This window comes from Limnobacter alexandrii (assembly GCF_005871185.1).
GTDB lineage: Bacteria > Pseudomonadota > Gammaproteobacteria > Burkholderiales > Burkholderiaceae_B > Limnobacter > Limnobacter alexandrii.
In genome coordinates, this window is the sequence record NZ_SWKN01000006.1 from 775,282 (window position 1) to 791,293 (window position 16,012).

At 52.7% G+C, this 16,012-nt stretch carries 8 protein-coding genes; all 8 read left to right on the forward strand.

Annotated elements, in window-relative coordinates; genetic code table 11:
* Positions 1 to 10 precede the first annotated feature (10 nt).
* The 8 genes from FCS97_RS03900 to FCS97_RS03935 all read left to right on the forward strand — a co-directional run bounded on the left by FCS97_RS03900 (position 11) and on the right by FCS97_RS03935 (position 15,953).
* A complete protein-coding gene (locus FCS97_RS03900) occupies positions 11 to 2,068 on the forward strand; it encodes a type VI secretion system Vgr family protein (protein WP_138516783.1) in 2,058 nt (685 codons plus the stop codon).
* Between the two features lie 9 nt (positions 2,069 to 2,077).
* Complete coding sequence (locus FCS97_RS03905) at positions 2,078 to 2,554, forward strand: hypothetical protein (protein ID WP_138516785.1); 477 nt, start codon at positions 2,078 to 2,080, stop codon at positions 2,552 to 2,554.
* Entirely contained in the window at positions 2,551 to 3,918 is a 1,368-nt protein-coding gene (locus FCS97_RS03910; protein ID WP_138516787.1) for a hypothetical protein, read from the forward strand. The genes FCS97_RS03905 and FCS97_RS03910 overlap by 4 nt, the downstream gene beginning before the upstream one ends.
* Complete coding sequence (locus tag FCS97_RS03915; RefSeq protein ID WP_138516789.1) at positions 3,911 to 4,669, forward strand: hypothetical protein; 759 nt, start codon at positions 3,911 to 3,913, stop codon at positions 4,667 to 4,669. Before FCS97_RS03910 ends, FCS97_RS03915 begins: the two co-directional genes overlap by 8 nt.
* Before the next feature lie 9 nt (positions 4,670 to 4,678).
* Positions 4,679 to 5,665, forward strand: coding sequence for a type VI secretion system-associated FHA domain protein (locus FCS97_RS03920; protein WP_138516791.1), 987 nt, complete (start codon positions 4,679 to 4,681; stop codon positions 5,663 to 5,665).
* Positions 5,662 to 6,441: a PP2C family protein-serine/threonine phosphatase gene (locus FCS97_RS03925; RefSeq protein ID WP_171035157.1), complete on the forward strand. Its 780-nt coding sequence runs from the start codon at positions 5,662 to 5,664 to the stop codon at positions 6,439 to 6,441. Before FCS97_RS03920 ends, FCS97_RS03925 begins: the two co-directional genes overlap by 4 nt.
* 121 nt (positions 6,442 to 6,562) lie before the next feature.
* Entirely contained in the window at positions 6,563 to 8,224 is a 1,662-nt protein-coding gene (locus FCS97_RS03930; protein WP_171035158.1) for a ShlB/FhaC/HecB family hemolysin secretion/activation protein, read from the forward strand.
* A 13-nt stretch (positions 8,225 to 8,237) separates the two neighbouring features.
* Complete coding sequence (locus tag FCS97_RS03935) at positions 8,238 to 15,953, forward strand: two-partner secretion domain-containing protein (RefSeq protein WP_138516797.1); 7,716 nt, start codon at positions 8,238 to 8,240, stop codon at positions 15,951 to 15,953.
* The last annotated feature ends 59 nt before the right edge of the window (positions 15,954 to 16,012 follow it).

Below are 16,012 nucleotides of genomic sequence, written 5' to 3' on the forward strand. Positions count from 1 at the left end.
ACCTCATCGCATGAACAGACTGATCACCCTGAGTGGCTCCGTGCCACTCGACGAACTGCATTTCAGGTCGGCCCGTATTCTGGAGTCCCTGTCGGAAAACAGCACCGCAACGGTTCAGCTTGAATCGGACAGCGCCACCTTGCATGCCGACGACTTCCTTGGCAAAAACCTGTGTCTGGCCTTTGAAACACGGGAGCAGCAAAAGCGCTATTTCGATGGTGTGGTTGTGGAGATGGAGCAGACATCCATGGTGGCCAGTGGGCGTTGCGCCTACCGGTTCGAGCTGAAATCATGGTCGTGGTTGTTGAGCAAGAATCAGGAGTTTCGTGTTTACCAGCACAAAAGCATTCCCGATATCGTGGCCGAGGTGATTGGTCGGCACACCCATTCGTCCGTGCGATTCTCTGATCGCAGCCTGGGGGCAAAACGGGTTTGGGAATATGTGGTGCAGTTTGGCGAAAGCGACTTGAATTTCATTCGACGGGTGCTTGAGCAGGAAGGCGTTTACTTCTATTTCGAGCATGCAGAGAACCAGCACACCTTGGTGCTGGTGGACTCCAGTACAAGCCATGGGCCTTATCCCGGTTACGAGTCACTTGATTACAATCCCGGTTCTCTGGGTGGACGATTAAGTTCAGAGGAAGTTATTTCCAGTCTGTCGATCAAAAAGTCGATTGAGCCGCCCAAGCATGCGCAGGCCGACTACAACTTCAAAATGCCTTCAACCTCCTTGTTGGTCGGGTCACAGGGCAATTCAGAGTCTTACAACTCGGGTTTCGAAGTATTTGAGTATCCGGGTGAGTACAGCGATGAAGGGGAGGGAGTGCATTACAGCAAGCTTCGACATGAAGAGGCTTTGGCGCGGCAACAAGTTTTTAGTGGCAGCACAAGCGCACGTGGAGTGAGCACAGGTTGCCTGTTAACGTCGGTGTGCAAAGACAACCCGTCATTGTCAAAAAGCTTGCTGGTTGTCAGTACCCAGTTGGCAATTTACGAAGCGGAACCCGAGGCCAATGGAGGTGCACAGTCCGATTTTGACTGTCGTTTCGAGGCGATTGAATCGGCCCAACCTTTTCGCCCCGAACGCAAATCCAGAAAGCCACACGTTAAGGGACCCTTGCCCGCGCTGGTTGTAGGGCCAGAGGGGCGAGAAATTCACACTGACGAGTTCGGTCGGGTGAAGGTGCAGTTCTATTGGGATCGATACGGCAAACGCAATCAGGACAGTTCGTGTTGGGTTCGCGTTGCAACGCCAGTAGCAGGCAAAGGTTGGGGTTTCATTGCCGTGCCGCGCATTGGTCAGGAAGTAGTGGTGTCTTTCGAGGAAGGCGACCCGGATCGCCCCTTGATTACTGGTGTTGTTTACAACGCCGAGCAAACTGTTCCCTACTCTCTTCCGGATCACAAAACTGTATCAGGCTGGCGCACGCAATCCACTGAACAGGGTGGGCCCTCCAATTTCAACGAGCTTCGATTCGAAGACAAAATTGGCAGCGAATATGTTTGGTTTCAAGCCGAGAAAGATTATCTCAGCCTGATCAAAAACAACAGCAATACGGAAATTGGCGGCAATTCAAACAGCTTGATTCATGGCAATTTGATTGAAGAAATCAAGGCAGACGTTTCCCGCACCGTGTTGGGTCAGGTCAGCCAGCAAATTGAAAAAGCCTTGCACTTGACTGTGAATGACGATCTGTTGGCCAAGGTTCAGGGATTGTTGGGTTTGATCAATCAGGGGCAAATTGCAGTCAGTACTACAGGTCAACTGTCGATCAAATCTGGCGGCAGTACCGACCTGGAGGCCACTGGCAATTTGAATTTAAGCACCTTGGCTCAAGGAAACATGAAAGCGGGGGGCGCGTTGAAACTGAGTGCTGGTTCTACGCTTTCATTGAATGTGGGTGGTTCCTCCCTGTCGATCTCGGCAGCCGGAATTACCATGAGCGGCCCTGCAATTTCTGTCAATTCAGGCGGTGGTGGTTCGGTTGCAGCGAGTGCATCACCTTCGCCACCCGAACAGGCCGTGGCTCCCTCTGTGGTTGAGCCTCCACTCGACCCGATTTCCTGATCCCATGTCATGTTGAGTGTGTACGGAGTTGCCCCGCGAGATCTGATTTCATCCGGAAAAGTACTTGCTGAATTTCCCTCGTTCTCCGGGAAAATCGTTGGAGGCGTCATTCCGCTGGACTGCCCGGTGAGCCTGTTAGAGCTCTCTAGTTTCGCAGCAAAGTCCACCGCGCATTGGCCATGGAAACCGATAGACCGCGGCTACATTGTTGTGCTCAATGCGCAGCCTGTCAGTGCGCTGAAAAATCAGCTCAGGACAATTCGTTCTCTACAGGATGAGCTTGGGCAGAACCGGGTGTGGCCCTGGTTTGACCCACGTTATCTCAAGCTGGCTTTGAGCGCGCTTGAAGGACCTGAACTGGATTTCATGTTCGGCCCAGTTGAAGCGTTCGGATTTTCAGCCAACGATCATGCTGACAATATAAATGCAGTGGAGTTGTATCAAGTCAATCCGGATGGCTTGCTTGTCAAACAGGTTTCGCCATGATTACTCTGGACTTAAAAGAGCGTTTTTCAGAGCTGGCGCAATCAGATCACCTGCGTCGGGTGTCAGCAGTGCTGGTCGATCTTGATACCAGTCATGGCTACAGTCAGCGAGCTGATTTCAACACGTGGATTGCCGCATGCGTTTCAAAGTTCTCGGAACATGGGCTGTACGGCGCAGCTGAGCAGACTCAAGCGCTTTATTGTGTGTTGACGGAGGTGTGTGGTCTCAATGAACTACTTCAGGCTTTGCACACGGGCAATTTGTTTCAGGCATTTGTGCAGCAGTGTGTGGTGCAATGTGTTGACCCCGTGCAGTGTCAGGCAAGCCTGGATCGAATACAGCACCTGTTTGTAGGGCTGGGTCGGTTTGATGAGGCCTGGCTTGTGCCAATCAATCGCGTTGAGCCCTTGGGCGTTGTGACTTCTAAAGAAGTTTCTGCACACCTGTGCATGGCCTGTACGCATGATGGCATGGTGAACCCGGATCATTTGCCCGCCTTGCCTGCGCAGGTCAATCAACTGCGCACCGATTCGGGCTTTCAGCACAGGGTGTCTGCAAAATTCACTCCCCATGCATTAATTCAGCGAGTCTGCCTGCAAGTATTACCGCGCGGTGCCACGGTACCCAGCCTCAAGCCTGTGGTGGCTCAGTGCAGTTTCGGCATGTTTCATTCAAACGGGTTCAAGGTTCTACAGCATGTCGAGCTTGTGGATGCAAGGCAGTTGCTGTTCAAGCTGGGCAGGCAGCTTGAATGCCCCCATGTTGATGAGCAGGCACTTCAAGCCTCCTGGCAATCGGTCGGTTCCCTGACTGAACCCCAGGTGTTGCTGCACAAACCATTGCTTGAATGCACAGTTCAGTTGCTTGCCGCATGGAAGCAGGTCGGGCAGCAGTTTCAGTTTCAGGTGCAAGGCGAAGCATCGGTGAGCATTCAATCTAATGCAATTCAATGGCACGCCAACTTGATGCACAAGGGCGTACACATGGACTTGACTGTACAACCTGAGCAAAATGCACACCTTCAATGGCGCTTGTCGCAATCACTGGATGAGGGACAACTGCCCCTTGAAACTCCCTTCTTGATCCAGGAGCACAGGGTACCGTTGGTGGTGAGTTGCACAGCACCCCTGAAAGTCGGTCAGGCGGTGTTGAGTACTCCACCTGGTTTGGCTGGATACCTGCAAATCACGTTGCAAGCCCAGATCAATCCAGACACGCACTGCATCGAACTGGTATTGAGTTTGAGCCACTCCGAGTTGCGTCATCACTGGCAGTTGGCAGACCCCCTGCTGGGAAGGTCTTCTGGTTCCAGGTCGTTGTTGCCACCGGCACGTATCGCTGACTGGAATCTGGCCAATGGATAAAACCTTGTTGATTCGTGCCATAAGCCATGGGTCAGATGCACTGCTTTGTCTCAATGGCATGGTTCTGTGCAAACTGCCAGCAGGGCAGGAAATCCGTCTGCCGGTGCATGAGTTTATACAGTCTGGTGAAAACCGGATTCAACTGGTTTTGCTGGACGGCGTGTTGAAAAATATCCACGGTCGTTTGTGTGTCGAGTTGCAAAAGGACCGAGGCGCAGACGCACTTGTTCAGCCGCAGGTGTTGTATGAATTTGAAAAATCCGTCTCGCGTGGAGAGCGACTGGCGAGCAATCGATTGATAGATGTATGTGTTGATCTGCCCGTGTCATTTCCGAGATGGCGATACCTGGATGTGATGCAAGCAAGCGGCGATGAGCAAGATGTGCAAAGAATTCAGGATTTTGTTTTCAATCTTTTGCGCCAGTTTCAAGAGAAAAAAGTCAGTTTGCTGTTGCCCTGTTTTTCAGTCAGGAACAGGGAGATAGCCATCGCTTATGGGCTGGATGCGCAACAGGTTCATCGTGATTTTCAAATGCATCTTCAGCAAGTCACTGAGCAGGGTGTTCTACCTGACGAAGTTTGGGATCCGAAATCCTGGTGTTTGCTTCCTGTTCGTGGCGCCGCAGTCTATGCACTGCTCAACAGTCAGTACCAGTCGCTCCTGCAATTCCAAATGAATGATGACGGCGCCGTGTTTCAAATTCCCATGCATGTGGGTGTGTTGGGCGGTGATGTTTTTGTGCTGCGATAAGGCTTCAACATGAATTCAAGTTGGGTATTCAAAATTCAATCGAACTGCCTGTTACCACCTTCTGCATGCGACTGGATTGTGCCGCTGCATGGCGGTGTAATTGGTCGGGCAATCGATTGCGATTGGGTACTGGCCGATGCAAGCAGGGTGATTTCGCGCCAGCATGCCAGGATCGATCTTGAGAATGGACAATGCTATTGGAGTGATTTGGGCACCAACAGCACTCAAGTCAATGGCAGGCCAATGAGTCCGTCCCAACGTACGCTTTTGATGCCCGGTGACATTCTCAAACTTGGCGACTACTCGATCGTTCTGGAAAAAATCCAGCAGGGTCACTGGCAGCAACATGAGCCGGATCCACTTGACTTCTTGTTGTCGCCGGCTGCGCAGTCCATTCATATTGATGAGCTGTTGCGTGATACCGATCAGTGTCAGGTTGCCGGACCATCTTCTGACCCCGGGGAAGTGCCTGTACTGGCGCAACGCATGTATGTGGGCTCACGGCAGCAAGCGCCTGAAACATTGGCGGTACCCACCGAATACAGCGATTTGGAAAACGAGCTGGCCACAGTCAAACAATTGCTGCGCATATGCGTGCAAGGGTATATGCAGCTGTTGCAGGCACGGCGGCTGTACAAAACGGAATTGGGCGGTGATTACACCTCACTGTCCGGCAAAGGCAACAATCCCTTGAAGTTCTCGAAGACTGTGGACGATGCCATGGCCTTGTTGACAGGCGGGCTTTCTCCGGGGTACTTGCCAGCTGACCAAGCCTTGGAACAGGCCCGCGAGGATTTGCTCGCGCACATGCAGTTAAGCATTGCCCAGGTTCAACAGGTGATGGGTCAGATACAAACAGAATTGAACCCAGAATTGATTTCCGAGGTGCTTGCGCATGAGGGTGGATTCAATCTGAAAATTGCTTCGTCTCGAAAAGCCCGCTTGTGGGATCTTTATTGCGAGCGTTATCAAAAGTTGGGCGAGCTGTGGAGTTGACTGTTCAACTTGGTGCGTGTGGTGAACCCCGGTCGGTTTCACTGCGTGTGGTGTCTCGCAGCGACCAGGGTGATCGCGCAGAGAATCAGGATGCCTTGAAGCACGGGGTTGTGGGTGAGTGGCAGGTGTGTGTACTTGCAGACGGCGCGGGAGGGCATCACGGTGGCCGGGTTGCCGCGCAGCAGGCCGTGGATTTGTTTGTCGAGTTGTTTCTGTTGAATCCGACTGTTTGTCAGGCTCACTTGCGTGCGCTGGTGAACCAGGTGAACAAACGTATTCTTGAAATGCAACAGTTGTATGCCGAATTGCGGGACATGCACACCACCCTTTGTGCCCTTGTGATCAATCGTTTAAGCCGACAGGCCCTGTGGCTGCATGTGGGTGATTCGCGTCTATACCGGTTTAATCAGGATATCCTGGTGTCGAGAACCCGTGACCACAGCATGTTGCAGTGGATGGCCGATCATCAGCCGTCCCGATTGCCTCCCGCCCGCAACACACTTTACACCGCCCTGGGCGAGCAGCCATCGGAACTCATTGTTGATATTTCAGATGTGTGCACGGTGTCGCCCGGCGACTGGTTTTTGTTGTGCTCTGACGGGCTCTGGGAGCATTTCAGTGATGCAGAGCTTGGTCTGCTGGGTTTGAGTCTTTGGGATCAAGGGGATTGTTGTTCGCATATTCACCGGCTTGCCCTGGGCCGTGCAACAGGTCGAGCAGACAATTTAAGCAGCATGGTTCTTTTTGTGGGGGAAGGGGGTCATTCGAACGGTTGATGCCATGCCAACGACCCTTTTTTTGTATTTCCCGGATTGATGCTTCAATCGCGTTCGCCCTCATTCTTTAAGTGTTCCCGCCATGTTTTCCTTTCGATTTTTACTTGCCTCTTTTTGTGCGATGTTTGCTCTGCCTTTGCAGGCCCAGGTTGATACTCCGTCCACCCTGTTGAATGCCAAACCTGTCGAATCGAGCCGAGAACAATCGACAACACCCGAGATCGACAATCAGTTGTCCCAAAAAGCTGCGCCCGAGCTCGGCAAACCTTTGAATGACATTTCAATTGATGTCACCGCTTACCGCATTGATGAAATAGACCCTCAACACCAACAAGCGCTTGAGGCATTGTTGGCGCCGTATGTGGGGGCAGGTCGATCGTTTGAAGACCTCAGTAGCGCAGCGCAACTGGTCACAGCCTACCTTCAGCGGGAGTTGGGTTTGTACCTGGCCTATGCGTACTTGCCTGCTCAGGATATTAAAAATGGCGTGGTTCGCATTGCAGTATTGCCGGGCGTGCTTGAGTCAGTGGAGGTGGTGTGGCCGGAAGACGAACTCCGGGTAAAACGCGAGATCATCCTGTCGCATTTGGCCAAACTGAAGACGGGCTCAATCATTCGCGTGGATGAAGTAGAGCGCGTTGTTTTCCTGCTGAACGACTTGCGCGGTATTCGAATGTCTTTTGCCATCAAGCCGGGTACTCAAGCCGGACAGGCCATTCTGGTGGCAACACCCACGAATGACAGACCGCTGACCGGAAGCCTTGGCTTGGATGCCAACGGCTCGCGTTTTGCAGGTACCTACCGTGGCATTGCCACGCTCTCGTGGGAAAGTCCCTTGGGGCTTGGGGATTCACTGTCGGTCAGCCACCTAAAGTCGGACACTGGTGGGCTTGATTTTACTTTGCTGGGCTACACACTGCCCGTGGGCTCCGATGGGTTGAAGTTGGGTGTGAACGTATCCACGGTGAATTACCAGCTGAGTGAAGATGATTTCCCCTTGGGCCTGAATGGTGATGCGGAATCAATTGGCGCTTTTGCACTGTACCCATTGCTGCGTTCGCGCAATTTGAATCTATTCGCTTTGGCGGGCTTTGACCAGAAAGAATTCACAGATCGACAAACCTTGAGTGGGCTGGAAACGGTCAAGGAAATCGACTCGTTCAAGTTGGGTTTAAGCGGCGATTCCCGCGACAGTTTTGCGGGGGGGGGCTTGAACTTCTTCAATCTGACTTACGAAGAAAGCAAGGTGAATTACCCCGGTGGCGTTCCGTTTGGTCTTGATGATGATCTAAGCGCGATGCGGGCCAACTATTCTTTGGGGCGTTTGCAGTCGATTGTGCCCGGAAAGCTGATGTTGTGGGCGTATGCGCGTGGTCAGCAGGCATTCGACAATCTTGACAGCAGTGAGCAATGTTCGCTGGGCGGTGCCACAGCAGTGCGCGCTTTTGCACAAGGTGAAACCTCGGGTGACAGCTGCGACCTGTTCACACTGGAGGCCCGTTATTTGCCCTCGGCAGCCTGGCTCGACAGTTACGCGCGTGAATTGTCATTCAACGTGTTCTATGACCAAGGCCGCGTACAACTGCGACACGATGCAAGTTCACAGGCCAGCGGGTTCAACAACCATGCTGAACTGGCTGGCTACGGACTTGGCGTGGCTTGGGATCGTCAAGATGTATTCACGTTCAACCTGAGTCTGGCCTGGGAGTTGGCAGGCCTACGCAGGTCTGATCCGAAGCGCCAGTCACCAAGAATTTTCGCATCCTACATCTACTATTTCTAAGCGAGTATTGAACATGAACTCCGCCATTTGCACATCCGCACGTTCCTTTCCTCTCAAGCCCCTGGCCGCCGCAGTGCTGTTGATTTACGCCGCAGGCATTCAATCGGCTCCTGTTTTTCAAAGCTCACCGGGCGGAAATGTCACTGTGACCAATCCAGACGCACAAACCACGGTGGTGACCCAAGAAGGGAGCCGTGCTGTCGCCAACTGGCGAGAGTTCTCGATAGACGCAGGTGAAACGGTTCAGTTCATTCAAGACAATGCGAATTCGGTGATTTTGAATCGAGTAACGGGCGAGGACATCTCACAAATTCTGGGCAATTTGCAAGCCAATGGACGTGTGTTTTTGATCAATCCAAACGGGATTGTGTTTGGCAGCAATGCGCAGGTCAGCGTGAACGGGCTGGTGGCCTCCACCTTGAGTTTGAAGCCTGGCATGCAATCCGGTTCAGATGAGGTGGGCCTGGAATTGAATGGCCCTGGCGCAAGCATTGTCAACAATGGCCAAATTTCCGCCAAAGACATTCTGCTGATTGCCCCGAGTATTGAGAACAATGGAACGCTGCAAGGAGATGGCAATAACTCGAAAGTTCAACTGATTGCTGCTGGCCAGGTGAACGTGAATACAGCCGATGGCAATCTGGTGTTTCAGGTGGCTGAGGGTCACGAGAACGCCGTAATCCAGCAACTGGGCACAGTCATGGCCGAAGGGGGCCAAATCGTTTTGCTGGCAAGCTCTTCAGTGGGTGGGCAGCCCAGTGTGATCAATGTTGCAAATTTAAACCAGGCCACACAAATTATCGTGCAGGGCGACTCAGTGCGCTTGAGTGGCGACATCCAGTCAGCCCAAGGCAATGCCCTGCTTGAGGTCACTGCCCGCAACATCGATCAGGAAAATGCCGTTCGCGTGGCTGGCGATGTTGTATTGAACTCGGATGCAGTCGAATTGCTGGATGCTCAAAATGATTTTGCAGGCACCATGGCCGTGAACGTCACCGGGCAACTTACCGTGAGCGATTCAAACCAACTCCAGATTCAGGGGGTGGCAGGCAATGCAATTTTGAACGCTGGCGAGAATGTGGTCGTTAACGGTCTGAATGTAAATGATCATTTGGCAATCAGTGCGGCGACTGAAGCCAATCTGGGTCAATTGAGTGCCAACAGCCTGAGTGTCAATGCACAAAGCGTGAACCAAGCTCAAAATACCGCAGTTGAAGTTGCTGCAGGTAGTCACCTGACGGCGGATCGCTTGAATTTGACCAACAGCGGTAATCGTTTTGAGGGTGTTGTTGATTTGGTGGTTCAAGGGCAAGCGGCACTGCATGGCAGCCACTCCCTGACTGTTGCTGGTGAAGCCGGCCATGCCGTATTGAGCGGTGCCGATGTGGTACTCGGTGATCTGAGCGCTGGCCGCCTGGATGTTGACGCAGCTCAATTAAGCCAGCTGGGCGATACTGCCGTGAGGGTAAGTGGGGTAAGCACACTGCTTGCCAACAGCGCGACTTTGGATCAGGACGGCAATGAGTTTGCGGGCCTGGTCACGCTGGATGTGACCTCACAGGCAGAACTGCGCAGCCGCGGGCGTCTTGAGGTGGCGGGTCAGGTCAACAATGCGGCACTGCAAGCAGAAAATCTTGTCTTGAGTGGATTGAATGTTGCCGGAGATTTAAGTCTCGATGCGGGCACGATTGGTCAAACCACAGGCATCGATGTGCAGGGCATTACCCACATTCGGAATGCATCTACAGTAAACCTTGACCTGTCCAATGACTTTGTCGGACAGGTCTCTCTTGACGGTGTTGACACGGCCGAAGTCAATTTGGCCGATCGCAATCAAATTCAGGTGGGCGGGCAGGTGGGTGATATCACGATCGTGTCGACTGATGCGACTGCGGGTGTGGTTTCACTGGGTCGATTGCAAGCCAGGTCTTTGACTGCGAATGCGAATGCTGTACGCCACATCGATGGCGCAGATCCAGACAGCGCGATTGCTGTATCCGGTTCAACACAACTGACTGCGAACCATCTTGAACTTGCGAACAATGCCAATGATTTTGCGGGTGCGGTTCATTTGGATGTCGGGCAAGCAGCGCAAATTCACGATGCCAATTTGTTGAATGTTAGTGGAGAGGCTGGTGAAACCAGACTTCAGGCGAATTCGATCGAGCTTGCTGGTGCATTCAACGTGACTGGTAATTTGACCTTGCGGGCAGACAGCATTCAAGGCAATGCGCCGCTGACTGTGGCTGGAATGAGCACGATCGAACAAGCGCAGTTTGTGAACCTGAACAACACCACGAACGATTTTGTGGGTTCGGTTAATTTGCTGGAAGCCGGTGAAGTGGGGCTGTTTGACAGAAACAGCGTTGAGGTACAGGGGCAGGTGAATTCACTGGAAGCATCAACGCCACTTGCTGGATCGGGCCAGGTGACACTGGGCGAATTGACAGCTGAAAACCTGGTGCTTCATTCACAGCGTATTGCGCAAAACGGTTCAGTGACAGTTCATGGTGAAAGTCGTTTCAATGCAGGCGAAATAGAACTGCGTCGCACCGACAATGATTTTGTTGGTGTTGTTCACTTGAGTGTGGGCGAGCAGGCGTCTTTGCAGGATGCAAACGAGTTGCGTGTGGGTGGTGTGGTCAATGCACTGGGTGTTGAAGCTCAAACCGCGATTATTGATGGATTGACTGCGCAGGGCGACCTGACGATCCGTGCCGATGCAATTCGACAGGAAGGTGCCTTGATCGCAAACGGCAACACTTTCTTGGCAGGCGGAACAGTTAATCTTGCTACTTCAAGCGACAACATCTTTGCCGGTACGGTCGGTTTGGATTTGACTGGTGCAGCCGCTGTGCATGCATCAGGTGATCTCGAGCTTGCAGGAAAAGCCAGCTTGATTGATGCGACTGCAAGGGGTGTGCTGTCAACAAGCCAACTGGATGCCCCAGAGATTTTGCTGAATGCGGACCAATTGGAACTGAACAGCTTGCAGGCGATCGGAGATTTGACTCTGAATGGTGGGCGTGTGCGCCAGCAGGGAGCATTGACTGTGGAGGGGGTGACTACCTTGGGCGCGAGCGATGTTGAGTTGCTCGAGTCATCGAACGATTTCAAGGGTCGTGTGATACTCAACAATGCCGGGCAGGTGGCGCTGCAAGACATGAATGACATTCGTATCCAGGGGCAGGCTGAGACCTTGAATATCCAGGCTGGCGACGTTCTCGAGCAAACCGGTGCTGTCAGTGTGAACGGTGCGTCCCGTTTCAACGGGCGCACAGTGAATTTGAACAACGAGTCCAACCAGTTTGGTGGTGAAGTAAGTCTGCAAGCACTGCAGAACGCCACAATACAGAGCAATGGCAACTTAAGGCTTTCAGCCTTGGCCGATGAACTGAATGTTGGCGCAAGCGGAAACCTTGAGCTGGGTACTACCCGTGTTGAAACCCTGAATGCAATTTCTAGCGGTCAAATTGTTCAGAATTCTGCAAGTGCGCTCACTGTAGGCCAGTTGGCAGCACTAAGTGCGCAAAGCATTCGTTTGAACAACAGCGACAACGATTTCCAGGGAGTCGTCTATTTAACGACAGAAGGCGCGGCTGAAATTCGGGACAGAAATGATCTTCAAATTCAGGGTGAGGTTCAGAATTTGATTGCCAATGCTGGCAATGGAACTCTGATTGCCGGTGGCAGTGAAAGTCTTGAATTCGTCAATGGAACATTGACAGCGTCGAACATCGAATTGAGTCGGGTACTCGTGTCCGAGAGTGCTGTTTTCCAAGCCAATTCAATTGGCCAAAGCCAGGCTGTCGACACTGGCGGTACATTGACACTGACAGCAGACACGGTCTCTCTTGGTTTGGAGAGCAACGACTTTCGCGGAGACGTCGTTCTGAATGGTGTTCGCAACGCCAATATTGCAGACACCAATCAGTTGTCATTGCGTGGCACTGCTGAGCAATTAAATGTGGATGTAAACGAGCGTTTGACTTTGGGGCGTTTGCAAGCGAACAGTTTGAGTGCGCGTGCACAGCGAATCGATCAAACAAGCTCATCCGATAGCGTGGTTCAGGTGAGTGGCGAAACAAATCTGATTGCGGCAGATGTCGAACTTCTGAACAACAATGACTTCCAAGGTGCGCTGAATTTAGAGGTGGAAGGGGCTGCGCAATTGCGTGACCAAAACACCTTGAGCGTGCAGGGCAACGTGGGGCGGCTGGAAGTTTTGGCGCAACAGCTTGAGCAAGGTGCGAGTTCCGTTTTACGTGTGGCTGAACAAACACAAATCAATGCGAATGCGGTCAACCTCAACGCCTCGGGTAATGATTTTCAGGGTGATGTGGTGCTGAATGTCAATGGCAGTGCAGCCCTTCGCGACAGCAACAACGTACGCATTCAGGGGACTACAAACACGCTGGAAGTTTTTGCTGAAGGAAATATAGAACAATCTGGTGCACTGGCCGTGTCGGGTGCTGCGCAAGCCATAGCGACGAATATTTTGTTGACTCATGGGGCAAACCGCTTTGGCGGGGAGCTTGCAGTGCAGGCCGGGCAGGCAGCCAGTGTTCAAGCACAAAACAAGCTGCGGGTGGCAGGAAGCGCCGAAAGCCTGAGTGCCGTTGCGGGCGGTAACCTTGAATTGGGTGCAATCAATTCAGGTCAATTGACTGCGGAAGCAGGAGGGCAGATTTCCCAAATTGATTCTACGGCACTCGAGATCAATGGCGGTGCCTTGTTGAGTGCGCAATCTGTGTTGCTTAATAGTGCGGGCAATGATTTCAAGGGCATTCTGAATTTGGCTGTTGCCGGCAACACCACGGTGAGCGACCAGAATGATTTGCAAATTCAGGGTGTTTCTCAAAGCCTGAGTGCAAACGCTGAGAATGGAACCCTGATCGCAGGCGGCAGCGACAACTTGAAAGTTGTTAGCGGTAATTTGACAGCCTCCACCATTGAAGTAAACCGCCTTGAAGTGACAGGGGCAGCACGTCTGCAGGCGAATTTGATTACACAGAGTGAGGCTGTCAGTACTGGCGGTCAACTAACGCTGGCGGCACCAGTCGTTGAACTGACTCATGCGGATAACAAATTTGCGGGCGAATTGATTCTTGCAGATGCCGGGGTGGTGAATTTGGCTGATGGAAATGAGCTGACTGTGGGGGGTACTGTTGGTGAGCTCAATGTTTCTGCACAAGAGTTACTGACTTTCACCAATTTGTCAGCCAGCCATTTGAATGCGCGGGCAAAAGGCATTGTGCAATCGGACCAGGCCAATCAGGTAGTCAGGGTGAGTGGTGAAACAAATCTGGCAGGCGAAAATGTTGAACTTCTGAACAACAATGACTTCCAAGGTGCGCTGAATTTAGAGGTGGAAGGGGCTGCGCAATTGCGTGACCAAAACACCTTGAGCGTGCAGGGCAGTGTGGGGCAGTTGGAGGCAAGCGCCAGAACCCTGGAGCAAAGTGGTGCCTTGTCGGTGGCGGGCAGTACCTTGATGAACGTGAACACTGCGACACTTGATCATTCCGCCAATGATTTTCAGGGCGAAGTGGTGTTCAATGCCTCTGGCAATGTTCACGTGGTTGATGCAAACACCCTGAGCGTTTCGGGTCAGGTCAACGGCAGTGCGCAGTTTACGGCTCAGCACGTCGATCAAAGTAACGCGCTGCAAACAGGTTCTTCCATGTTGGTGCAGTCCGAAAATGTAAACCTCAGTAACTCAGACAATCAATTCAATGGTGCTGTCCGGATCGAAAATGCTGTCGAAGCGAATTTGAACAGTTCGGGTACATTGTCCGTGACAGGTGCAAACCTCGGCAATGTGTCGCTGACCGCGGATGAAGTAACCTTGGGTGCACTGGGTCAGCTTCAAACACTGAATGTGGTTGCCGACAAAGTGGACCAAAATTCTGCGCTGTTGGTTCAGGGGCAAACCACCTTGACCGTGCGCAAGGCAGAACTGAGCCAGTCAAGCAATGACTTCGTGGGCGACGTGCTTGTTCAAGCGCGTGCTGCTTCAAACCCGGACTTAGAAATCACTGATATCAATTCACTGACGGTCCGTGCGGATGACTTGCGGCTTGGCGCTCAAGTTCAAGGTGATTTGACAGTGCGAGCCGATGATTTGGTGCTGGGACAAAGCGCTGTGCTCGGTGACAGCCAGATATTTCTGACCGGTGATTTAACCCAAAATGGCGCAGCAAGTTTGGGTGACGCCTTGCTGAGTGCAGACCGGATTGTGTTGAGCAACTCATCCAACCGGTTTGCGGGCACTGTCCAGATTGACTCTTCTGATGAGGTAGTGCTTCGCACTGCTGGCGATTTCAATGCAAATGTGGGGTCCTCAACTGCAACTTTAACGCTGAATGTGAATGGGAATGCAAACCTGCAAGGTGAGCATGTCAGGTTTGCCCGGTCACAGTTCGACAAGAATTTGACCGTGAACGCCAATCAGATTTCTCAAGAGCAGGCTGGTGGGAGTGCGCTTGAGGTGCGTGGCAACACAGAACTGGCTGCTTTGGGCGGAACAATCAATTTGTCGAATTCAAGCAATCGGTTTGCAGGACTTGTTAGCGCAACTGCCGAGCAAACGAATATTGCTGCACGCAATGATTTGCAGTTGCTGAATTTGAACAGTCGGGGCGGCAACATTGTTGCCGACGGCCGCTTGTTTCTGCTGGGGAATATTGAGCAGTCCGGTGGTACGTTGACATTTGCTGCACATGGTGTGCCCCGTCCTTTGTCCTCTGCTGAAATTGCTTTGTTGTTGCCACCGACACTGGATGTTTTTTCTGCCAAGGAAGCGGTCAACCCGATTACGGGTTTGGGGCGAATCAGCCTGGCAAGTACAGCCATTGAGCAAACAGGCGGGCAAATTACCACTGCGGCGGGTTCACTAACCCGGTTCATGGCAATACAGAATGGGTCGGTGGTGCTGACGAAGGACAACCAGATCAACGGGCAGATCAGTGCATTGTCAGGCGATCATTTTTCGTCGCCGTTCGATTATTTGCCCAATCGCGGCGCCAGCTTGTTTGCAGTAAACAACAATGTGAAGTTGACTGTGGGGGCGCAAGGTGTGGAGGCGGATGTGATTGCCATTCGATCAAGGGGCCTGGCCACGCAAGGCCAGGAGTCACTGATTCGGGCGCGTATGCCGTACAACGATGTGGCAGTGGGCACGGCCCGTTCCTATGCTGGTTTAACCTTGTCCATTCCATTGAATGGCGCGGTAGGTGGATCTGGCCCGGTTGCCAGTTTCGGGGAGTCATCGGCGAATGGTTTGCCCGGCAGTGCGGGTGCCATTCGCGTTGAAGTGGGTGACATTTCCAGGCCTGGGTTGGGCGGTTTTCTCACGGTGTTGCCGTTTGAGGGAAGTAACCTGCTTCCTGGGCAGGTGGTTTATCTGGCTGGCCCAGAGCGAAACGGGATGCAGGCCTTCTTCTATGACGGGGCGCGCAGCCTGAATCGCGTACCCGTGGTTTATAACGGCAGCTTGTTGCTTTCGCCTCAAGAAAATGCAGCTTTGACCACAGCGCAAGGCGCTGTGGTTCTGGCCCGTCAGGAGCAAACCCGCTCGGTGGTCAGAACCGAAAATGTGGCTGGAAAAATCATCAATGGCGTGGTTGTGGAAGTTGGCCCGGGAAGTCCTGCCACCGAGGGTGAGGGCGGTGCTGGCAAGCCCTCTTCTTGTGATGCCGCTGACACTGGCTTGGCCTGCAACCCTTAATTTTCTGCTTGGGTTAGGGACTTCCTGTGTAGCCACCACAGGAAGTGTGCCGCATACTT